Source organism: Turicibacter bilis (assembly GCF_024499055.1).
GTDB classification, from domain to species: domain Bacteria; phylum Bacillota_I; class Bacilli_A; order MOL361; family Turicibacteraceae; genus Turicibacter; species Turicibacter bilis.
The window spans coordinates 2,582,774-2,603,712 of sequence record NZ_CP071249.1; the positions used below are offsets into that span (position 1 = coordinate 2,582,774).

A 20,939-nucleotide genomic window follows, 5' to 3' on the forward strand; every position below is an offset into this window, starting at 1 on the left:
AGTTGATGAAGAAATATAAACGTTAATAATAGTGAAAAAAGGAGGATGGCTATGGAGTCACGTATTAGTGGAACAACTCAATTAATAGGGATCATTGCAACACCTATTGGTCATAGTATTTCACCTAAAATGCATAATGCAGCTTTTTCTAGGTTAGGACTGGATTATGCTTATTTAGCATTTGATATTGAACAGTCTCAATTAGAGGATAGTGTGAAAGGTTTAAAGGCAATAGGAGCTAGAGGGTTTAATGTATCCATGCCATATAAAACAGCAATCATTGAGTATTTAGATGAATTATCGCCTACGGCGAAATTATGTCAAGCAGTCAATACAGTTGTGAATGAAAATGGAAAATTGGTTGGACATATGACGGATGGAAGTGGATTAATTCGTTCACTACAAGATGAAGGTTATGATATTCGAGGGAAAAAAGTAACGGTGATTGGTTGTGGTGGAGCTGGAAAAGCGATTCAAATTCAAGCAGCGCTAGATGGAGTATCGGAACTCTCTATTTTTAACCGTTCAGCTGAGAGAGGACAACAAGTCGTTGACTTAATTAACAAACATACAAATTGTAAAGCAACCTTTTATCACTTAAATGATGAATTAGCATTAAAAGAACAGTTAGCAGATAGCTATCTTCTTATTAATGCCACGAGTATTGGGATGGCTGAATTAGAAGGCCTGTCTTTTATTAGCGATTCTAGTGTTTTGCATCCTGGCTTAATCGTCTGTGACATTATTTATAATCCAAGAAAGACGAAGTTGCTACAACAGGCGGAAGAAGCGGGATGCAAGGTTATGAATGGAGTTGGGATGATTATTTATCAAGGAGCAGAAGCCTTTAAGTTATGGACAGGTGAGGAGATGCCGATTGATTATATTAAAGATGTTCTAGATCTTAAATAAGATAGGAGAGGTATTGATGAAAATCTTAGTCTTAAATGGTCCAAATTTAAATATGGTTGGAATTCGTGAGCAAGGTATCTATGGAAATCGTAGCTATGGAGATATCGTAGCCTATATCAAGGAAGAAGGAACAAAACGTGGACATGAAATTGAGGTTCTTCAAAGTAACTATGAAGGACAAATGATTGATTGGTTCCAAAAAGCATACTTTGAAAACTATGATGGGATTATTATCAATCCAGGAGCATATACTCATTACAGCTATGCCATTCATGATGCAATTAAATCAGTCGTCACGATTCCAACGGTTGAAGTCCATCTTTCAAATGTTCATGCCCGTGAGGAATTCCGTCATAAATCAGTGACAGCTTCAGCCTGTATTGGACAATTATGCGGATTTGGTGAGTTTGGATATGTTCTAGCTATTCAAGCGTTAGAAGATTATAAAGCAAAACAAAAGGCTTAATTGAAGTGGATTTGAGTCATAAAAAGACTTTCTAACTTTTCTTAGGAAGTTTTTTTTCATGGTAACAAAACAGTCAGTTTTTTTTTAGTTGAAGATGAGATAATAAAAATAAGTTCTTTTATAATAGTTTGAGGGGAAATGGCATATAATTTAGTAGATTGTTAAATTTTAATGAATATTCTTTATAAAGGAAGTGCCCGGGATGAAAAGACGATGGATGTTAATCATGACGATGGTGGTTTTATGTGGATACCTTTTTTCATGTTCAGCAAAAGAGGATCAAACGGGAAGTCAACCACCACAATCGCAAGAATCTCATCAACGTGAGCCGTGGAGTTTGATTTATTGAGTAGTATTTTTTAAAAGATTAACCATAAGATTGAGTTGAATGAAAAGAAATAGCCTTATCGGGAAAATGATAAGGCCTTTTTATTTGGTTAATATAGGATTTTTAGTTTATAATATTAAATAAAAGGGGTGATTTCGTTGTATCAAACACGAGGGCGTATTCGATTTAGTGAAATAGGTGAAGATGGACGGTTAACACTGCATCATTTAATTAATTACTTTCAAGATTGTAGTACTTTTCAATTAGAGGATATTGGGCTTGGCACAGATTATTTTATGCAACAAGACTTAGCTTTTTATATATTATCGTGGCAAATCGAAATCAATCGGTTACCTAGATTTGGTGAAGAGATTAAAGTTGGAACGTTAATCTATGATTGTAGAGGGATGTTTGGCTATCGTAATTATGTTCTGTTTGGTGCAAATGATGAAGTTTTAGCGTATGCTAATGTGTGTGGGTGCTTCTTAAGTGTAAAAACCGGATCTTTTGTTAAATTAACGATAGATGAAATTGAAAAATATCCAATTGAACCGAAGTGGGAGATGACCTATTTACCACGAAAAATCAAAGCACCTAAGGCTGAGAAATATATGGATGCGATTCGTGTTAGTCAATTTCAAATCGATACAAATGGCCATATGAATAATAGTCAATATGTGGCAATTGCTTCGGAATACTTACCTGCACAAATTCAGGTTAAGCAAGTTCGAGTCGAGTATAAAAAAGCAGCAAAGTTAGGAGATTGTTTAGTCCCAACTATTGCAAGGCAAGAGGATATTTATTATGTCACCTTATGTGATCAAGAATTGAATCCTTATGCCATTGTTGCGTTTCAGGTTGAATAAAAATTTTACTCCTTTTATCACTGATTTGTGTTTAGGAGGTTTTAAGCCTGTCACTTTGATGAATTTTATGTAAGTTATATATCTGTTTTGTTAAAGAACCGTGAATGAATGGTTCTTTTTTTGTTATAATGTGTCATTTTTTTAATTTAGGCTCATACATTATATTAATAAGATCTATTTGTAGATTTTGATGTTCAGTGAGAAGTGAAGGAGAACAATGGAATAGATGTGGGGGGGATGAGAGGATGACAGTCGTAGAAGATGGATTCATGAGCGATGAACGAGCAACCTCAATCATTCAGGCAGCCAATGATATGCTTGATTATTGTGAGCTTTGCGAAAGTAAAGTGAATGATTTTATAAAAATCGCCAATTGTATTTTAACTCGTCAAGAATATTATGATTTCTTAGCATTATATAAACGATTTGATAATAATTTCGGAATTTTAGAAAGTTTAGTCTCACAATTAACTTATCCAACAACTATTTTGCAAGCCGTATCTATTTCAGCTGTCATTAAAGAAATCCAACGAAATATGGATGAGTTAGTTGACATGATGGAAACCTCAAATGTACGAATTGAAGCTCAACAAATTAATGTCAATATGGCTAAGCTTATTGAAGAATTAATTAACTTCATGGATTTTGATGCGATTGATTATGATGATTTAGATGAGGCGATGACACGCACGTTTATTATTTTAAAAGTAGTAGATGTATTTGATAAAGAGTATAAGCAAGCCTATTACCCAATGAATGTTTTACATATTATTTCATTTGATACGAAAGTCGAAGCCTATACGTATGCACTTGAACATGGAATTAGTAAAGATTTTATTTTAAATAGATATGGGCACCTCTTATGAAATCATAAGTGGTGCTTTTTTTAAAAATATGTCTACTGAGTGCTTAATCTGGATCAAGAGTCAATAAGAAAAGGATTGAAGTGAGATGACATCAATCCTTTAGTTTTTTTATTTTATTGATTTGAGTAGCCGCATCCTGATAACCAAGTTCATATAATTCTTTTAATTTATTAATGTCTTTTTCAAAACGACTGATTTTTATCGGATGAGAAGGTGCAATGACGGTTGCTTTTCCTTCTTGTTCAAGTTGTTTAATGAATTCAAGGGTTTCGTTATACATGAGGTGGCGGTTATCAAGTGTCTTAATCATATTAGGATATTTTTTTAAAGCTCTTGAATAGATAAATCGGAAGCTTTCTGGTTCTTTAATAAAACTACGATCTCGAGTTAGCACAACAATGACATGATCACACCCGTCTTTTAACGCCTGTTTGACAGGAATAGAGTCTGATGTTCCCCCATCTAAATATTCTCCCTCTTGGTAAGGTACAATAGGTGAAAAGACGGGAATAGAAGAAGACGCTTTAATAATCGTTGAATCATAATTTAAATGAGTTTTATCGAAATAAACGGGTTGACCAGTTAAGGCATCCGTGACCCCTACCTTGAATTCACACGAAGAAGCCAAAAAGGTATCATAATCAAATAAATCAAGTTGATGAGGAATCTGATTAAAAATAAAATCCATTCCAAATAAAGATTTTGTTTTAATAAAATTATTTAAGCTTAGATAACGTTTATCATTCAAATAACTGGTATTGACACGAAAGTTACGTCCTCTCTGTTTGGAAACATAGGAAACCCCATTACAAGCTCCCGCAGAAACACCGATCACGTAATCAGCCATAATATCTTGATCTAATAAATAATCTAAGACACCACTCGTATACAATCCGCGCATACCGCCACCTTCTAAAACGATTCCTACTTTCATGTGAACACTCCTTTAATGATTATGTTAGTATTTGTATTCTAACGAACTTAATTTTAAAAAAATGACGAATTTTGTCGATGGTTTTTCACTTTCTAGACACTTCGCTTTGTCGTTAAACGAACATTTATGCTAAAATAATTTTTAGGTGAAAAATTACCTGTGTTTACAATGTATTATTGGATAAAGTGGGAGGTTTTAGACATGCCTCGATTTAAGAAGATTTATATTGAAATTACAAATCGTTGCAATTTAAAGTGTGACTTCTGTCCGAGTGCGACACTTGGTCGAAAGGGGCGTGTGATGACAGAGTCAGATTTTATACATATATTAAATGAAGTGAAGCCGTATACGAATTATTTATATTTTCACTTATTAGGAGAGCCGTTTTTAAATCCACGTATTGGACGCTTTTTAGAACTGAGTCATGAAGCAGGAATGCAGGTTAATTTAACAACGAATGGGACATTGATTAAGAAGGTTGAAGATATTTTAATTCAAGCACCCGCCCTCAGACAAATTAATTTCTCAATTCATTCATTTGAAGCGAATGAACAAAATGGAACACTCGAAGATTATTTATTAAGTATTGCTGATTTTATTGACCGGATTCAAGCGGTGAAGCCTATATATTGTAATCTTCGTTTATGGAATATGGATGCAGAAGAATTAAAGGCGAAAAATTCATTGAATCAAGAGATTTTAACGTTAATTGAAAAGTCTTTTAAATTAGATGTTAATTTAAGTGAGAAATTACAAGAAACGCATAATATTAAGATTAAAGATCGGGTGTTTATTAATATGGCCGAAAAGTTTGAATGGCCAACACTTGAGCGTGACGTGATTAGTGAGAAAATGTTCTGTTATGGGTTGCGCGATCATATTGCGATTCAAGCCGATGGAACAGTCGTACCTTGCTGTTTAGACAGTGAAGGAAAAATTCCACTAGGAAATGTTCATGAAACACCATTAAATGAAGTTTTAGAAAGTGAGCGTGCTAAAAATATGTATGACGGATTCTCACGCCGTTGTGCTGTTGAAGAGCTTTGTAAACGTTGTGGCTATGCCAAAAGATATTAAAGGAGTGTTGGAATAAAGATGATTAGACCCATTATGAAGGATGAAGTCTTTTTAGCGCAAAAATCAGTACCAGCTACAAAAGCAGATTTACCAGTCGTTGAAGATTTAATCGATACATTAAGAGCCAATCTTGATGGTTGCGTAGGAATGGCAGCTAACATGATTGGAGTGAAAAAACGCATTATCATCTTTGCGATAGGAGAAATAATTGTTCCGATGATTAATCCAATAATCGTGAAAAAAGAAAAAAGTTATGTGACTGAGGAAAGCTGTTTATCTTTAACAGGTGTTAGACAAACAACACGATATGAAAGTATCGTTGTCGAATACTTAGATAAAGACTTCAAAAAACAAAAAGGAACATTTACAGGATTTGTCGCACAAATTATTCAACACGAAATCGATCACTGTAATGGGATTATTATTTAGGAAAGAATATAGTGTATGATGTGAGTTAATGATAAAAGAAGTGTGGTAGGATAGAATAGTTTAAAGCTAATTAGAGTAAAATTTGATTAGCTCTTTTTTAATAGCTAGGTATAGATTATTATGATGGGGACTAAAATGAGAAAGAATATGTGTTTATTCAGTCAATAAGTCGTAGTACCATTAAATAAAAAGCTCTCTAAAAAGTGAGAGCTTAGTGATTATGACTAGTATTTGAAATTAAAAAGCCGATGGTTGTTGAAATTAAATGATCAACTTGAGTAATGCCATCACTATAATTATTCTGCTTGGTTAAAGCAATAACCATTAATGTGATGAGACAGATAAGGCAAACGCCTGCCGCAAATAGGACTCGAATACTCGTTCCTTTCAAAAGTGGAACTTCAGTTTGTAAGACAGGGTCTTTTTCCGTTTCTAAATCAGGTTCGGTCACTCCCCTTGTAAGAAGACTGTCATTGTCTATCTCTTGATTTTTTATTTGAGGTTCCATGTCTTGATTGAATATTTCACGAGTTATATTTTGGACTGATGTTTCAGGATTTGATTCAGGTGTTTCAGTATTTGAATCTTTTTTTTGTCCGTTAGAGTTATTGTTTTGGTGTGGAATATTCATTCCTAAAATATACCCGAATATACTTGAAAGGCTCGTTTGAAAAATCGCATTAATAGTAGGTTGCGAATGGAAAGCTGGCACAAATATCGCGCAAATTAATTGAACTAAGAGAAAAACACCAATAATTAAGACCGTCTTACAAGCGATATCAAGTTCTTTCCATTCGTGTTTTAGTAGTTTGTTTAATGGAACGTTGTTTTTATTCATAGGTATCACCGTTGAGTAAGGATTAAATTTAAATCATGATATCTTATGTTTTTTATAAAATATTGAAAAGGATATCTATCCAAGTTCTATAGGTATGATAAAATAAAACATCATAGTGTTAAGCAGTAGTTATTTTTTACATCGAATGATTAGAGATGACCTTTGTTTAGCATAAGTCAATCTGTTAACTTATATATATAGAAATGGAAGTGAATTAATGAAGGAAACAATGAAAAAAATTTTAGAGTTTCGAGATGAACGTGGTTGGAAACCATACCATACACCTGAAAATTTAGCGAAGTCAATTTCGATTGAAGCGGCAGAATTACTTGAATGTTTTCAATGGAACCATGAGTTTGATCCGATTCATGTTAATGAAGAATTGGCTGATGTTTTAATTTATTGTTTACAAATGGTAGATGTGTTAGGTGTTGATGCAAAGCAGATTATTTTTGAAAAATTAGAAAAGAATGCAGTTAAATATCCCGTTCAAAAATAAAAAGCCGTTTCAAATGAACGGCTTTTATCACGGATGAAAGGCATAAACCATCACAGTATAAGTCTCATATACAAAATAAAGGACCATACTGACTAAAAGGGCGGAATTAACAAATCGTTCGCCTTTAGCTCCTGTTTTAAAGTTCGCTAGTTTAATTTTTATTTTACACGGATAAAAAAGACACACGCCTTGATGCGTAAATAAATCGAGAACAATATGAGAAATATGACCGACCATTAATCCACACGTTAGAATGATATAAAAATCTTGTCCTACATTAAGTAGTGGTGCAAACGACATGAGAATAAAGAAAAAAGCAATGGACAAAAGACTGTGAGTTAGTGTTCGATGTTTAAAATGAGTTGAGATAAACTTTGAAATAAAGGGAAGAAGTTTTCCCATTTGTGAACTTTTCATATCAATATCAGGCAGTAAAGAACCGACAGTTGTAGCTACACAATAGAGGGTAATAATGAAAAGTTTAGAAAAGGTATTAGCTTCGGCATAAAGCGGTGCGATAAATAATTGATGAGTGATTAGTCCACAAAGTAAGCCTCCGCGTTGGTGAGTAGCGGCTGTCATGATTAAATTCCTCCTATGATTCTTCAATTGTCGAAAAGTGTCTTATATTCCAATATTATACCCTAAACTACCGAATATTTGTTTGGATTTTATCAGTAAAATTATGGAAAGGAGTGGGTCTGAAATGGGGTTAAATGAAGAGTTGCAGAAATTGAATGAGGCTCAACGAGCGGTAGTAGAAAATTTGAATCAGTCTCTTTTAGTTATGGCACCCGCTGGAACTGGAAAAACCAATGTCATCTCCTTACGAACAGCTCATTTTATTCAGTCAGGCATGAGTCCGAATCAAATATTGTGTTTAACCTTTACGAATAAGGCCTGTCATGAACTTAAAGATCGTCTGATAAAAATAATTGGAGCAGATGGGAAAGCAGTCTGCGTCAAGACGTTTCATAGTCTTTGTTATCAATTAATTAAAGAAGAAGCAAAATTACTGGGAAAATTATCTAACGATTTTATGATTATCGATGAAGAAGATGCGAAGTTTGTGATTAAGCAGTTAGTTGCAGATGCGGGGGTTTTAAGTGATAAAGCCTATGAATACATTCAAGCTCTCAAATTTTATCAAATAGGACGTGGTGAGGTGAATCAAGACTTAATTCATGCATTTCACCAATCAGAATCAGCCTTACGACTTTATTACACCTTGAAAAACTCAAATCTTGGGGTTGAAACATTAGCTTATTTATCGAATTATGGTTGGTGGCTTTATGAAGAATATCAACGTCATTTGAAAGAGCATCACCTGCTAGACTTTAATGATTTATTGTTATATGCCACGGAGTGTTTAGCCGAAGAAGAAATTTTGAAGCGATGGCAATCTAAGTTTCAAGTTATCGTTGTTGATGAGGTGCAAGATACAAGTATCGTAGAGTATGAGTTAATTCAAAAGTTAGCTTCACATTCAAACTTCAGTGCCTTTGGTGATTTTAATCAAACGATTTATGAATGGAGAGATTCAAATCCTGTTTTAATTCGTGCCAAAATTATGGAAGATTTTAATCCAATCTGTTTAGAATTATCATTAAATTATCGAGCGACAAAACGTCTCGTTCAAATGAGTGCGAATTATTTAGAGAATGGAAAGCGTGCACGCTTAATTAATCCTAGTTTATCACCAAAGTTAATTGAAGCAGCCAGTGACGTACTGGGGACTCGTCCTGTCTTTTATGAAGCGGGAACAAAACAAGAAGAAATGAATTTTATTATTGATCACTTAAAACATCATCGACAGGAAGATCTTGCGAAAACAGTTATCTTAACACGAAGTAATCGTCAAAATAGTGAAGTTGCTAACTTTTTAAAAGCAGATGGAATTCCGTGTTATCTAGTTGATCAATTATCTTTATTTAAACGCAAAAGTATTAAAGATTTACTTGCTATCGTTCGATTTTATTTGAATCCATCGGACGAAGTTTCTCTTCAAAGATTTATTCCTTTGTTATTTAAGTCGGTTGATTTAATACAAATGATTCAGCCTCAATATTTAAAACGTTATAAACAATACGACATGCGACTGGTCGATTTATTTTCAAAAGCGGCTTATGAGTATAAGGAACCTTATGGGTTATTGAAGCAATATTATGAAAACGGGCGAGTGATTATTTTTGATGTGGAATCAACTGGGCTTGATGTCACAAAAGATGAAGTCATTCAAATCGCTGCTATTGAGTTAAAAGAAGGAATAGTTGTTCAATCCTTTGAACGCTTTATTAACCCATTGAATTCAGTGGGGGAATCAGCCCTAGTTCATGGGTTTAGTGATGAGTTTTTAGAAGCGCATGGACAATCAGCCTATGATGTTTTTCAAGAGTTTTTACAGTTCATTGATGGCGCCCTTTTAATCGGTCATAATGTTCAGTATGACCTGAAGATTGTTCGTTCACATATGAATCGCGTAGGCTTATCATTTGACACAATCGTAGGTTATTGTGATACGCTAGATATTGTGAGGCGATTATATCCTAATCTCAAAAACCATAAGCTAGATACGGTGAGTGATTTTATTGGTGTGGAACACGAACCAACGCATAATGCGATGGATGATATTTTGGCCACAAAAGATGTGTTAGTTAAAAGTATGGAACGCTTAATGCAATGTCATGAACAGCGTAAGAAGGTCATGAGTTATTATCAGGCATCATTAATTTCTATCGTTAATCAGTTGGAACAAATAAATGCTTGGATTAATCAAGAACTTCCTTCACAGTTTTTATTAAAATTAATTGATGAGTTTAAAATCTGGGAGACAGCCCCATGGGTTGAAGATGAAGTGGAACAAATGAAGCATCATGAACTATTAGCTTGCTTAAGAGAAATTGAGGAGCAACATTTAACCGATTGTCCTCATCTTCCAATGTGGGAGTTATGGACACGAATTTTAGCCCAAACTTCGTTATCGGCTAGTGAACTGGATCGAGTTATGAAAGACCAAAATAAATTAGCGGTGATTACAGTACATCAATCGAAGGGATTGGAATTTGATCATGTGATTATTCCATTTTTAAATCAAGGGATGTTCCCGCTTGATTTTAATGGTACAAACCAAGAAGAGGAATGTCGTCTTTTTTATGTTGCCATGACCCGTGCGAAACAAACCCTTTTATTAACGCGTCATCTTAAGGATTATAGTTATTCTAAAAAAGAAAAGGAAAGAAGTCGGTTTATTGATTTCTTATACACACAAATAGGTGATTAAATGAATAAAATTTTTGAAGTAGAATATAATGCACAGCTCCCACAGTTAACAAAACAAGGCTTAACTTTAGTGGATTTTTATGCCACATGGTGTGGGCCATGTAAAATGTTAGCGCCTATCTTTGAAGAATTATCAGAGACTTATCAAAATGACGTTCAATTTGTTAAAGTGAATGTGGATGAAGTTCCTGTTTTAGCGCATGAATATCAAGTCATGACGGTGCCAACATTAATGTTGTTTAAGGATGGAAAACCGATTGAATCAGCAAAAGGATTTCATCCATTAAACGAACTAAAAGGATGGTTAGATTATCATCTTAAATAATAAAAAGGCTATGTTCATCTTTTTTGAACATAGCCTTTTTATTATTTAAGAAAACTAGTCTATTTATGGGGATAGGTAATCCCCCCCCCGTACCCCACCAAAGGACGATGTAAATCGTGTGAGGGCTCCATTTAAGATGTTTTCGTAGACTAAAGAGGCCCTGATTGATTCTAATACTTATTTTTACCTCTCGATCGCAAATTTTAACTATTTGTAACTATTTTGAGATAGCCCATTTATAATTATAATTTTTTATCAATGATGATGTATGGCTGTAGTTGATATGGTTTAGGAGCAACTTTACGATCTTGCCACATGTAGAAGAATTTTTCTAATGGGAAGATTGAATACCCGTCTTGCCAATGATCAGAAGTATCGTATGGGTCAGCAAAAATTAAAGTGTCATCTCCAATTGAAGGTGTCCCATTGTTATCATAACCAATAATAGCGACCCAATGTCCATCCCAATCGCCCCATTCAACCATAATTGGACGTCCAGCTTCTAAGTGACTAGTCAACCATTTTACAAAGTATGAATCTTTAGCATCATCTACCCAGGCAGAAGTTTCATCACTATTTTCAGAAGCGTATAGTGATGATGATGAGAATGTTGGATATAAGTTTCCGATATTAGATGGTGTAACCCCATCCTCTTCTTTTACTAAATCTTCTTCTGTGTAGTTGGTTTTATAGCTAGTTTCAATTACTTCAAATCCTTCTAAGTTTGAGAAGAAGTTATACATTTCTTCAACATTTGTCCCGTATTCATAGAAATTATTAGCTGTTCCAGGTAACGCATTTTCCTCATCCTCATCAACTGATGATCCCATTGCCACGGCGATATCCCATTCTGATAAATCAGTTTTTCCCATATGTGTGAGTGTCATTAATGCAACAGCATTTCCACAAGACCATTCTGTTGTTTGTTGCATTGTTTTAAAAGATGGGATAATTGTTAAGATTTCATCAGAAGTTAAGTGATAAAAATCAGGATTTACATAAAATCGTGACGTAGGATTATCACCAGCGAAAGCATAAGCATCTGCTCCACCATATTCATCAAAATCTTCACCTTCAATGAAATCAGGTTTTGTTTTTTCTATTGTTACAGCATGATTTGAACCATCAGTGGTTGGATTATTTTTACAAGCTGTTACAACTCCTAATGCCATTAGAAGTGAGGTGAATATTAGTTTTTTCATTTCGTTGCATCTCTCCAATCTATTTTTTTGCTATAAGTTTAGTAATTATAAACTTTGTGTAAAAAAACTAAAAAAATTACTCTCATAAAAAAATTAGTTAAATCTATTTTTTAAGCTTTATTTACGTCATGAAATGTATCATATACCATTTTAAAGCATAAATAAATAAAAAGTTCCGAAAAAAGTTGAAAAATATTAAACTGAAAGATAAGCAAAAATAAGAAAAGAAGAGGTATCATTAAACTTTACTCTCAATAGCTAGATTTCATGTGTGTGTTAGTGTATGATAAGTGAAGTATAGTTTTATCGTTAATATTGAAACAGTAAGGAAGATGAGGTATGAATGAGAATTTTCAAACGTTTTATTGGAGTAAATTAGATAATGTAGCGAAGTTATATGCCCTTGTTTCTAGTTCGAAGGCAACGAATGTATTTCGTTTATCTGTCAAGATGAAAGATATGATTCAAGTTGACCTTTTATCAGAAGCGGTGAGGGCAGCGTTAATTGAGATGCCTTCCTTTAGTGTACGTTTACGTAATGGATTTTTTTGGTATTACTTTGATATGAACTTACAAAAGCCTCGTATCCGAAAAGAATATACATATCCTTGTTCTAAAATGACGAAATTTACAAATAATAATTATTTATTTAGCATTACTTATTATGAGAAAATGATTCATTTAGAAGTCTTTCATGCGCTGGCAGATGGTGCAGGAGCCACTCAGTTTTTAAAGGTTATCATTTATCATTATCTCAAACGTTTATATCCAGAATTAGCGACGGAATCCATTGTGATAGGAGGAGATCATTCATCTTTACCTGCGATGGATGAAGACAGTTTTTTAAAGGTAAAAAGTGAAGCTCAATCAAAAGTCATACCGAAAACAACTGTAGCATATAAAATAACAGGTATTAAAAAACGTCCTCAAGAATTAAAGGTCATTCATGGGATTATGTCTGCTAAACAGGTCGTTCGTATCGCAAAGCAATATGAAGTGACCGTATCCAGCTTGCTATGTTCAATTTTGATTTATGCGATCTATGAACAAAATTATAAATTTAATCAGGATCTTCATCCTATTATTGTCACGGTTCCTATTGATTTAAGAGGGAGATTTGGTTCACATACGTTAAGAAATTTCTTTTCAAATGTTAATGTGACGATTACACCAGGTCCTGACTTAAGCCTTGATGACTTATTAAAAGACGTTTCAAACCAATTGAATGAGGGAAAAAAGCCAGAAGTTGTGAATCGAAAAATTAATGATAATGTCAGTGCTCAAAAAAACATGATGATTCGTTTCGTGCCACTAGGAATTAAGAACATGGTGATGCGTCATATTTATCATGAAGCGGACAAAGGAGTTACAACAACGTTATCAAATTTAGGGCGTGTCGTCTTACCTGAATCATTAGCTCCATATGTTGAGGAAATGCGAATGATGATTCCTGTGACACCTCATCAACCGATTCGTTGTGGTGTTATTTCTTGTAATGATCAATTCGTTTTAACATTTACTTCTTCTTTAGAGGAAACAGATATTCAAAGATACTTTTTCAGATTTTTAAAAAAATACGGGATTGATATAACAATCTCTTGTAATGAGGAATTTAATCATGAAATATTGTTCTAAATGTCAGATGAAAGTACAAAATCAATTGAATAACTGTCCACTTTGTGGGCAATCACTGGAGTCAGTTGAATTTGAAATTGAGCGAGATTATCCAGAGCAATTTGCAAAAAAACGCCGTTTTTCCATTCGAAAATTCATTATTTTTTTAGCGATGGTGATTATCTCCTTCTCGTTTATCAGTGGGATTTTTCAGGATTTTCAATGGAATTGGGTATTCATTATTACAGCTGCAACACTTTACGTAACTATTAGTGCTATTTTAGGATCGCGTGTGAAACGAAATATTGGTCCAAATATTTTAACACAGGTTATTGGAATATCGGCTTTATCAATCATTATTGATTATTTTTTGGGATATAGTGGGTGGTCTTTAGATATTATTTTCCCGCTTGATTTAATGGCTGGAACAACCATAATTACTGTCATGATTCTTCTTAATCCAAAGCGATTTACGGATTTAGTTATTTATCAATTAATGTTTGGATTGATGGGAATTGTGATTTTGACGATGATTTATTTCCAAGTCATTATCTTCCGTCAAATTGCTATTATTGGAAGTTATTATACGATCATTACTTGTGTCGGTTTATTCTTCTTTGCGGATCGTCAGATGATTCATGAGTTGAAGAAAAAATTTCATTATTAATTAATATTTTTCATAAAAAATACAAATTATGTAAGAAAAGATTTACAAATAGAAAAATAGATGTTATAGTATCCATAAGTTAAATAATTCCAATTGAATCGTGATTCCTTATAAAGAGAAGTGGAGGGACAGGCCCGATGAAGCTTCAGCAACCAGTACAGATGTACAGTGGTGCTAAATCCGACAGAGCTATTCTGAAAGATGAGGAGAACAGGTTAGTATGCTGATTTTAAACTAAGGTGTTCTTCTGATTTCTCAGAAGGAATCCTTAGTTTTTTTAATTGAATAATAATCCTTATCGAGAGAAGTGGAGGGACAGGCCCGATGAAGCTTCAGCAACCAGTACAATGTACAAAGGTGCTAAATCCGACAGAGCTATTCTGAAAGATGAGGGAGTGAGTGAGAATTTATTTAGATTTGAACGGACTTCTTTCATCAGCATAAGGAGTCCGTTTTTATTTTGGAAACAGCAAGAAAGGAGAGTCAATATGATTGAACTGAAGAATGTGAGTAAAACTTTTTCGCTAAAGGGGAAGATTGTTGAAGCGGTTAAAGAGGTTAATTTGACAGTAGAAGCTGGTGAAATTTTTGGGATTATTGGATATAGTGGTGCAGGCAAGAGTACTTTAATTCGATGTTTAAATTTTTTAGAAGTTCCAACTGAAGGTGAAGTGATTGTTAATCGTCAAGTGCTAAATCAATTATCGCCCAAAGAATTAAGATTAGCTCGTCACAAAATTGGGATGATTTTTCAGCACTTCAATTTATTAAAGACACGAACTGTTTTTGATAACGTTGCTTATCCGTTAAAATGTCAAAAAATTAGTAAAGAAGAAAAGAAGGAAAAAGTACTACGTCTTTTGAATTTAGTGGGTCTAGAGGATAAAGCAGATGTGTATCCTTCCCAATTAAGTGGGGGACAAAAGCAACGTGTGGCCATTGCACGAGCATTGGCTAATGACCCTCAAGTTCTATTATGCGACGAGGCAACATCTGCACTTGATCCACAGACGACAAAGTCGATTTTAAAACTTCTTAAAGAAATTAATAAAGAGTTAGGATTAACGATTGTGTTAATTACGCATCAAATGGAAGTGGTTAAAGAGATTTGTCATAAAGTTGCGGTCATGGAGAAGGGCCGTATTATTGAACAAGGAAATATTGTTAGTGTCTTTTCAAATCCACAATCAGAGATTACAAAAGATTTTGTGTCCTCATTATTCCAAGATGAGAAAATCTTTGAGTTATTAGCAGAAAGAGCACCACTAGAAGAACTGAGTCACTTAGAGAAGCTAGTTAAAATCTCATTTGTTGGTCAGCAAACAGGACATGCCTTTATTTCGAAGTTATCAAAGCAATTTAATGTAGAGGCAAGTATTTTATTTGGAAGCATTGAGATTATTCAAAAGACCCCGATTGGTCATTTGATTGTTAGCTTCCATGGTAACAAAGAAGAAATCTTTAGTGCGATTAACTATTTAGAAAACTCAGATATTCAGGTGGAGGTGTTAAAGAATGAATCAGTTGCTTAATCAAATTTGTCCGAATGTCGTAGCGTATTTTCCAGAGTTAATTCAAGCGCTATGGGATACATTATTGATGGTGGTCATCTCGGGATTGTTTGCTGTGTTAATTGGTTTACCCATTGGAGTTGTTTTAGTCGTGACAAGACCGGGACATTTGTTAGAACAAAAAGCAGTTAATCTGATAGTGGGGAAGTTCATTAATGTTTTTCGCTCGATTCCATTTATTATTTTATTAGCATTTATTATGCCATTAACTCGAGCAATTGTCGGAACATCGATTGGATTAAAAGGGGCAATCGTTCCTTTAGTGGTAGGAACTGCGCCATTTGTTGCTAGACAAGTAGAATCAGCCTTATTAAATGTGGATCCTGGTGTGATTGAAGCTGCAAAGGCAATGGGATCAACGCCATTTGAAATTATTTATCGTGTCCTACTTCGAGAAGGGCTAGGTGGAATTATTTATGGACTAACGATTACGACGGTTAGCTTAATTGGATTTTCGGCCATTGCTGGAAATGTCGGTGGTGGAGGTTTAGGAGACTTCGCTATTCGTTATGGGTATCAGTACTATAAGGGAGATATTATGGTAGTAACGGTCATTATTATTATCATTTTAGTTTCAATCGTTCAAAGTGTTGGGGAAGCGCTTGAACGAAAGTTCAGTCATTAATGAACAAAGAAAAAAATCAAAGGGAGAGATAGAAATGAAAAAGAAATTATTAAGTATTGTAACAACGATTTGTTTAGGAATTTTATTAGTAGCGTGTGGTGGACAATCAGGAGATACTGACAAAGTCATCAAATTAGGGATTAATGGAGAAGTCAATCAGATTTGGAAAAGTGTTCAATCACGTTTAGCAGATGAAGGGATTGATTTACAATTTGTAACATTTAGTGATTATAATTTACCGAATCAAGCATTAGCTGATGGCGAAATTGATGCAAACTCTTTCCAAACTATTGCGTTTTTCGAACAATTTATTAACGATCATAATTTAGATTTAACATCAATTGGCTATACGGTTTTAGCTCCAATGGGAATCTATTCATCAAAAATTTCTGACTTAAATGAGTTACCAGATGATTCAACTGTTTTAATTCCAAATGATGCATCAAATGGAGGACGCGCCTTATTATTATTACAAGATGCGGGTTTAATTAAATTAGCGGATGAAGTTGGAATTACACCAACTGTAAAGGATATTGTTGAAAATCCTAAGAATCTTGAAGTTGTTGAATTAGTCGCACAACAATTACCACTTTCATTAGCTGATGCAGAAATTGCAGTTATTAATAATGGAGTTGCCGTACAAGCTAACTTATCACCTTTAAATGATTCTATCTATATTGAAAATACAGAAAGTGAGTCTGTTGTAAATTATTATAATATTATTGCGGCTCGTACGGAGGATAAAGATAATCCAACATTAAAAAGATTAGTGGAAGTTTATCAAACAGAGGAAACGAAAAAAGCAATTGAAGAGGAATATAAAGGGGCAAGTATTCCAGTTTTTGAATAAGAGTATAGGGGGAGATTATCATGGAACAAAAAATTATTAAAGTACAAGATTATTTAAATAAACGTCGAGAAGATTTTATTCAGATTAGTCATCAAATTCATGAACGTCCTGAGAGTGCAAACGAAGAATATTTTGCCTGTGAGTTATTAAGTGAGACATTACGCCAAGCCGGATTCGATGTTACTGTGAATGTGGCAGGTCATGAAACAGGATTTGTGGCTCGTAAAGCATCCTCTAAACCAGGTCCGATTATTGGGATTTTAGCTGAATATGATGCTTTAGCTGGACTTGGTCATGGATGCGGACATAATATTATCGGGGCTAGTAGTGTAGCAGCCGGTTGTGCATTAGCTCAAGTGATTGAAGAAACGGGTGGGGAAGTCGTTGTATTTGGAACGCCTGCTGAAGAAGGGGGAGATAACGGAAGTGCAAAAGGATCATTTGTTCGCGAAGGATTATTTAAGGACGTTGATGTTTGTATGATGATTCATCCAGGTAGCAAGACGACTATTACTGGACCTTCTCTTGCTAATCATCCAATTGAGTTTGAATTCTTTGGACGACCAGCTCATGCAGCGGGATGTCCAGAGAAAGGAATTAATGCCTTAGATGCGATGATTGTGTTCTACAATGCAGTAAATGCACTTCGTCAACAATTGACACCAGATGTTCGTATTCATGGAATTATTACACATGGTGGGGATGCACCAAATATTATTCCTGAATATACAAAAGCAAGATTCTATATTCGTGCTAATACGATTCAAGTTTGCGAAGAAGTGACTGAACGTGTGATTAAAGCAGCAGAAGGAGCAGCTTTATCGACGGGATGTGAATTAAAATATACGACTTATCAAAATATTGTGGAAGATTTAATTGTTTATCCAAAGTTTAATGAATTATTTACAAAAGTGGCGACTGACCTTGGACTAGAAGTAGAGGAACTTGATCCGAATGCTTCACGTGGTTCAACAGATGCAGGAAATGTGAGTCAAGTGGTTCCAACGATTCATCCATCACTTAAAATTTGTGAACCTCATGTTGCTAGTCATACTAAAGAGTTCAAAGAGGCGGCGGCTTCTAAAAGAGGTGATCAAGCGGTTTTAGATAGTGCTGAAATTTTAGCACGTATTAGTTTAGAGTTACTGTTAGATTCTCAAAAATTAAAAGAAATTAAAGATGAGTTTGCATTGTTAAAAGCTGAATAGTCAAAGACAAACGCATAGAGCAATCTATGTGTTTTCTTGTTTTTATCATTGTTATTTTGCTGAAGAAAACATAAAGTGATGATTAGTGAATATAATGAAGTAATTTAATCAAAGCTGTTGGGATAGGAGGAGAAGAAATGAATTCATTTTTTGAAGGACTTGGAAAGAAAGTTTCTCAAACAGGACAAGATGCGATGAAAAAAACGAAAGAACTAGCTGAGATGACAAAAATTAATTCGCAAATCGCTGAGGAAGAGAAGAAACTGAATAAATTATATATGAAGTTGGGACAACTTTATTATCAGATGCATAAGAATAATCCGGAGTTAGTATATACGGATATTTGCCAAGGAATAGGTGGATGTTTACAGACTATTGATCGATATGAAGTGATGTTAAACGAGTTAAAAGGGATTAAGCGATGTGAGAAGTGTAAAACGGAAATGCCGATTTCATCAACGTTTTGTCAAACGTGTGGAAGTAAATTAAATGATGAACGAGAAACCATTGTTTCGACCATTTGCCCGGAATGCGGAATGGAAAATGGAGGGCATGCAACGACATGTATTAAATGTGGAAAGTTACTATAAGAAAAAGCTGTTGATGTTTAAATCAACAGCTTTTTTATAATTATCTATCTAGAGGGAGATAAGTTTTTACATAATGAAAACCTTTGGTTTATAAAAGCAACTTTAGAAATCAGTTCTGTATAGTGATTACCATTTAAATGCGTTCCAATCTTCTGCGTATTTAGCGAATAATTCATTAATAGCTTTACCGATTTCAGCATATTCTTCATCTTTTAAGTTAGCTAATGAAACACGAATTGACCAAGATGGTCCTTCAAATCCACTACCATTTAATAAGACAATACTGTAACGATCAGCTAATTCAAATAAGAACTCTAATGAATTTCGTTCCTCTTTAAGGTATTCAACGAATTCCTCACCATATTTAAGTTTTGCCCAAACCAGTAAATCAATTTCGTCATAGTATGACGTACTATAAGGATTTTCTTCTAAGGTCAGTTCATCAAGGTAAGTATGTAATAACTGTTTACGACGACGACAAATTTCTTTTGTTTGATTTTTATACGTATCATTTTTATCTAGTAAAGCAAAGATTGAGAAAAATGCCATCTGTACTTGTTGTGGGGTCGATAATCCGGCCGTATGGTTAAGTGCGACTTGACGGCTATCTGCTACAATACGGTCGATAAATGGAATATGATCTGGATCAGTTGTTAAAGCACCATAACGTTCTCTTAAAATATCTTTTGCGTCCTCGGGTAATTGCTCGATTAAATGATTGTAGACATTATCTTTTGCTAAGGCAATGACGCCAAGACGCCAACCTGTTACACCAAAGTATTTTGAGTAAGAATAAACGCCTAGTGTATTGTAAGGCATTGAACACATTAAAGATTGAAACTTATCTGCGAATGTCCCATAAACATCGTCGGTAACAATCATTAAATCTGGATTTTTAGATTCAACAATATGTTTCAAGTAGAACATAGACTCTTCATTGATTGCCACTGAGGGTGGATTACTTGGATTAACGACGCAGGCTAATTTAATTTTAGTATCTGCTAATTTATCTAGTTGTTCTTTAGGATATTGCCACGTATGGCGTCCATTTTCATTAACCTCAGAAGCATAGATTTTAACAATGTCGAAATGATAGCGAGGTAAGTTTGCAATTTCGACATAAGGTGTAAAGATTGGAACAAACAGAGCAATTTTATCACCTGGTGATAAAATACGGTTGGCGATTAATGAATCAAAGATATAGCACATAGCAGCAGTTCCACCTTCAACTGCATATAAATCATGAGTTGCTGTTTTAGGGTCACCTCCCATCTCTTTAATGACATAGTCCTTAACTACTTTTTCAGTATGAATTAGCATACGATCAGGAACTGGATAATTATCACCAATAATAGCATCTGTTAATTCGAATACCCAACTATCAGGATCAAAATCAGGTTCCTTAATTCCATATTCAATAATAGCTTTTAATAACTCAACACCAGGAGCATTAGAATTATGCTTTGTATACATTAAGAAGCGATCATAAATTCCTGCTTTCTCCGGCATTCCCGCTAAATCTTTATCAGACCATGTTCGTTGGGTTTCTTCTACGGCAAATTGTCCAAAAGTAAAGAATGCTTGACGAGGAGTAGCGGCTGTCCAGTTTGGGTTACCACGTCCAGCATTTAACATCATTCGAATGCCTTTTTGCTCTGATTTTTTAGCCATTTTAATCAGTTCATCTTTTAATTCGAATGGACTTAAGCTTTCAACCTTCTTAATCATATCTTGAATTTTTTTACGTCTATTTTCTTCGTGTGTTGTCATATAAAACTTCCTTTCAAACGTTC

22 protein-coding genes and 2 riboswitches are annotated in these 20,939 nt (G+C 34.3%); of the genes, 17 read left to right on the forward strand and 5 right to left on the reverse strand.

The genetic code is table 11. The features are described 5' to 3' along the window. The first annotated feature begins 51 nt into the window (after positions 1 to 51). The 5 genes from J0J69_RS12445 to J0J69_RS12465 all read left to right on the forward strand — a co-directional run bounded on the left by J0J69_RS12445 (position 52) and on the right by J0J69_RS12465 (position 3,438). Positions 52 to 912: a shikimate dehydrogenase gene (locus J0J69_RS12445; protein ID WP_212725469.1), complete on the forward strand. Its 861-nt coding sequence runs from the start codon at positions 52 to 54 to the stop codon at positions 910 to 912. 16 nt (positions 913 to 928) lie between these two features. After that, positions 929 to 1,378 (forward strand): type II 3-dehydroquinate dehydratase, encoded by a 450-nt coding sequence (gene aroQ, locus J0J69_RS12450; protein ID WP_212725470.1) that lies wholly within the window; start codon positions 929 to 931, stop codon positions 1,376 to 1,378. A gap of 202 nt (positions 1,379 to 1,580) precedes the next feature. Continuing rightward, entirely contained in the window at positions 1,581 to 1,727 is a 147-nt protein-coding gene (locus J0J69_RS12455; protein ID WP_156343953.1) for a hypothetical protein, read from the forward strand. A 137-nt stretch (positions 1,728 to 1,864) separates the two neighbouring features. Then, complete coding sequence (locus J0J69_RS12460) at positions 1,865 to 2,572, forward strand: acyl-[acyl-carrier-protein] thioesterase (protein ID WP_212724732.1); 708 nt, start codon at positions 1,865 to 1,867, stop codon at positions 2,570 to 2,572. 245 nt (positions 2,573 to 2,817) lie between these two features. Then, complete coding sequence (locus J0J69_RS12465) at positions 2,818 to 3,438, forward strand: hypothetical protein (RefSeq protein WP_055244443.1); 621 nt, start codon at positions 2,818 to 2,820, stop codon at positions 3,436 to 3,438. Between the two features lie 91 nt (positions 3,439 to 3,529). On the opposite strand, the gene J0J69_RS12470 is transcribed toward J0J69_RS12465, so the two are convergent. Beyond that, positions 3,530 to 4,372: a patatin-like phospholipase family protein gene (locus tag J0J69_RS12470; protein ID WP_055244445.1), complete on the reverse strand. Its 843-nt coding sequence runs from the start codon at positions 4,370 to 4,372 to the stop codon at positions 3,530 to 3,532. Between the two features lie 201 nt (positions 4,373 to 4,573). Here J0J69_RS12470 and J0J69_RS12475 point away from each other — a divergent pair, with 201 nt between their 5' ends. Next, positions 4,574 to 5,449, forward strand: coding sequence for a radical SAM/SPASM domain-containing protein (locus J0J69_RS12475; RefSeq protein ID WP_055275634.1), 876 nt, complete (start codon positions 4,574 to 4,576; stop codon positions 5,447 to 5,449). 18 nt (positions 5,450 to 5,467) lie between these two features. Next, positions 5,468 to 5,878, forward strand: coding sequence for a peptide deformylase (locus tag J0J69_RS12480; RefSeq protein WP_212725471.1), 411 nt, complete (start codon positions 5,468 to 5,470; stop codon positions 5,876 to 5,878). Positions 5,879 to 6,089: 211 nt separating this feature from the next. On the opposite strand, the gene J0J69_RS12485 is transcribed toward J0J69_RS12480, so the two are convergent. Then, a complete protein-coding gene (locus tag J0J69_RS12485; RefSeq protein ID WP_055306007.1) occupies positions 6,090 to 6,716 on the reverse strand; it encodes a hypothetical protein in 627 nt (208 codons plus the stop codon). A 217-nt stretch (positions 6,717 to 6,933) separates the two neighbouring features. Here J0J69_RS12485 and J0J69_RS12490 point away from each other — a divergent pair, with 217 nt between their 5' ends. Further along, positions 6,934 to 7,215 (forward strand): nucleotide pyrophosphohydrolase, encoded by a 282-nt coding sequence (locus tag J0J69_RS12490; RefSeq protein WP_055275647.1) that lies wholly within the window; start codon positions 6,934 to 6,936, stop codon positions 7,213 to 7,215. Positions 7,216 to 7,242: 27 nt separating this feature from the next. Here J0J69_RS12490 and J0J69_RS12495 read toward each other — a convergent pair whose 3' ends face one another. After that, positions 7,243 to 7,797: a metal-dependent hydrolase gene (locus J0J69_RS12495; RefSeq protein ID WP_212724733.1), complete on the reverse strand. Its 555-nt coding sequence runs from the start codon at positions 7,795 to 7,797 to the stop codon at positions 7,243 to 7,245. Positions 7,798 to 7,921: 124 nt separating this feature from the next. Here J0J69_RS12495 and J0J69_RS12500 point away from each other — a divergent pair, with 124 nt between their 5' ends. Both J0J69_RS12500 and trxA read left to right on the forward strand, forming a co-directional pair. After that, positions 7,922 to 10,495: a 3'-5' exonuclease gene (locus J0J69_RS12500; protein WP_212725472.1), complete on the forward strand. Its 2,574-nt coding sequence runs from the start codon at positions 7,922 to 7,924 to the stop codon at positions 10,493 to 10,495. Next, positions 10,496 to 10,819 (forward strand): thioredoxin, encoded by a 324-nt coding sequence (gene trxA / locus J0J69_RS12505; RefSeq protein ID WP_055306004.1) that lies wholly within the window; start codon positions 10,496 to 10,498, stop codon positions 10,817 to 10,819. It begins immediately after the preceding gene. A gap of 242 nt (positions 10,820 to 11,061) precedes the next feature. On the opposite strand, the gene J0J69_RS12510 is transcribed toward trxA, so the two are convergent. Further along, positions 11,062 to 12,021, reverse strand: coding sequence for a C39 family peptidase (locus J0J69_RS12510; protein WP_212725473.1), 960 nt, complete (start codon positions 12,019 to 12,021; stop codon positions 11,062 to 11,064). A 339-nt stretch (positions 12,022 to 12,360) separates the two neighbouring features. Here J0J69_RS12510 and J0J69_RS12515 point away from each other — a divergent pair, with 339 nt between their 5' ends. The 7 genes from J0J69_RS12515 to J0J69_RS12545 all read left to right on the forward strand — a co-directional run bounded on the left by J0J69_RS12515 (position 12,361) and on the right by J0J69_RS12545 (position 19,146). Then, positions 12,361 to 13,656, forward strand: a complete 1,296-nt coding sequence (locus tag J0J69_RS12515; protein WP_212725474.1) for a hypothetical protein — start codon at positions 12,361 to 12,363, stop codon at positions 13,654 to 13,656. Next, entirely contained in the window at positions 13,640 to 14,302 is a 663-nt protein-coding gene (locus J0J69_RS12520) for a DUF6320 domain-containing protein (RefSeq protein ID WP_212725475.1), read from the forward strand. The genes J0J69_RS12515 and J0J69_RS12520 overlap by 17 nt, the downstream gene beginning before the upstream one ends. A gap of 105 nt (positions 14,303 to 14,407) precedes the next feature. Next, positions 14,408 to 14,510: riboswitch (SAM riboswitch) on the forward strand. 84 nt (positions 14,511 to 14,594) lie between these two features. Further along, positions 14,595 to 14,696, forward strand: a riboswitch (SAM riboswitch). A gap of 94 nt (positions 14,697 to 14,790) precedes the next feature. Then, positions 14,791 to 15,834, forward strand: a complete 1,044-nt coding sequence (locus J0J69_RS12525; protein WP_212724738.1) for a methionine ABC transporter ATP-binding protein — start codon at positions 14,791 to 14,793, stop codon at positions 15,832 to 15,834. Beyond that, positions 15,818 to 16,498: a methionine ABC transporter permease gene (locus tag J0J69_RS12530; RefSeq protein ID WP_055275658.1), complete on the forward strand. Its 681-nt coding sequence runs from the start codon at positions 15,818 to 15,820 to the stop codon at positions 16,496 to 16,498. The genes J0J69_RS12525 and J0J69_RS12530 overlap by 17 nt, the downstream gene beginning before the upstream one ends. Before the next feature lie 34 nt (positions 16,499 to 16,532). Continuing rightward, positions 16,533 to 17,348, forward strand: coding sequence for a MetQ/NlpA family ABC transporter substrate-binding protein (locus J0J69_RS12535; RefSeq protein WP_055243437.1), 816 nt, complete (start codon positions 16,533 to 16,535; stop codon positions 17,346 to 17,348). A gap of 20 nt (positions 17,349 to 17,368) precedes the next feature. Next, entirely contained in the window at positions 17,369 to 18,556 is a 1,188-nt protein-coding gene (locus tag J0J69_RS12540; RefSeq protein WP_212724855.1) for a M20 family metallopeptidase, read from the forward strand. A gap of 137 nt (positions 18,557 to 18,693) precedes the next feature. Next, positions 18,694 to 19,146: a zinc ribbon domain-containing protein gene (locus J0J69_RS12545; protein WP_055243423.1), complete on the forward strand. Its 453-nt coding sequence runs from the start codon at positions 18,694 to 18,696 to the stop codon at positions 19,144 to 19,146. A gap of 126 nt (positions 19,147 to 19,272) precedes the next feature. On the opposite strand, the gene aspD is transcribed toward J0J69_RS12545, so the two are convergent. Continuing rightward, complete coding sequence (aspD, locus tag J0J69_RS12550) at positions 19,273 to 20,916, reverse strand: aspartate 4-decarboxylase (protein WP_212725476.1); 1,644 nt, start codon at positions 20,914 to 20,916, stop codon at positions 19,273 to 19,275. Positions 20,917 to 20,939 lie beyond the last annotated feature (23 nt).

Coding starts and splice junctions, on each gene's coding strand:
- J0J69_RS12455 (WP_156343953.1), top strand. CDS start 1,581: ATGAAAAGACGATGGATGTTAATCATGACGATGGTGGTTTTATGTGGA.
- J0J69_RS12545 (WP_055243423.1), top strand. CDS start 18,694: ATGAATTCATTTTTTGAAGGACTTGGAAAGAAAGTTTCTCAAACAGGA.
- J0J69_RS12500 (WP_212725472.1), top strand. CDS start 7,922: ATGGGGTTAAATGAAGAGTTGCAGAAATTGAATGAGGCTCAACGAGCG.
- J0J69_RS12530 (WP_055275658.1), top strand. CDS start 15,818: ATGAATCAGTTGCTTAATCAAATTTGTCCGAATGTCGTAGCGTATTTT.
- J0J69_RS12510 (WP_212725473.1), bottom strand. CDS start 12,021: ATGAAAAAACTAATATTCACCTCACTTCTAATGGCATTAGGAGTTGTA.
- J0J69_RS12480 (WP_212725471.1), top strand. CDS start 5,468: ATGATTAGACCCATTATGAAGGATGAAGTCTTTTTAGCGCAAAAATCA.
- J0J69_RS12520 (WP_212725475.1), top strand. CDS start 13,640: ATGAAATATTGTTCTAAATGTCAGATGAAAGTACAAAATCAATTGAAT.
- J0J69_RS12535 (WP_055243437.1), top strand. CDS start 16,533: ATGAAAAAGAAATTATTAAGTATTGTAACAACGATTTGTTTAGGAATT.
- J0J69_RS12525 (WP_212724738.1), top strand. CDS start 14,791: ATGATTGAACTGAAGAATGTGAGTAAAACTTTTTCGCTAAAGGGGAAG.
- J0J69_RS12465 (WP_055244443.1), top strand. CDS start 2,818: ATGACAGTCGTAGAAGATGGATTCATGAGCGATGAACGAGCAACCTCA.
- J0J69_RS12490 (WP_055275647.1), top strand. CDS start 6,934: ATGAAGGAAACAATGAAAAAAATTTTAGAGTTTCGAGATGAACGTGGT.
- aroQ (WP_212725470.1), top strand. CDS start 929: ATGAAAATCTTAGTCTTAAATGGTCCAAATTTAAATATGGTTGGAATT.
- trxA (WP_055306004.1), top strand. CDS start 10,496: ATGAATAAAATTTTTGAAGTAGAATATAATGCACAGCTCCCACAGTTA.
- J0J69_RS12475 (WP_055275634.1), top strand. CDS start 4,574: ATGCCTCGATTTAAGAAGATTTATATTGAAATTACAAATCGTTGCAAT.
- J0J69_RS12495 (WP_212724733.1), bottom strand. CDS start 7,797: ATGACAGCCGCTACTCACCAACGCGGAGGCTTACTTTGTGGACTAATC.
- J0J69_RS12485 (WP_055306007.1), bottom strand. CDS start 6,716: ATGAATAAAAACAACGTTCCATTAAACAAACTACTAAAACACGAATGG.
- J0J69_RS12515 (WP_212725474.1), top strand. CDS start 12,361: ATGAATGAGAATTTTCAAACGTTTTATTGGAGTAAATTAGATAATGTA.
- J0J69_RS12470 (WP_055244445.1), bottom strand. CDS start 4,372: ATGAAAGTAGGAATCGTTTTAGAAGGTGGCGGTATGCGCGGATTGTAT.
- J0J69_RS12445 (WP_212725469.1), top strand. CDS start 52: ATGGAGTCACGTATTAGTGGAACAACTCAATTAATAGGGATCATTGCA.
- aspD (WP_212725476.1), bottom strand. CDS start 20,916: ATGACAACACACGAAGAAAATAGACGTAAAAAAATTCAAGATATGATT.
- J0J69_RS12540 (WP_212724855.1), top strand. CDS start 17,369: ATGGAACAAAAAATTATTAAAGTACAAGATTATTTAAATAAACGTCGA.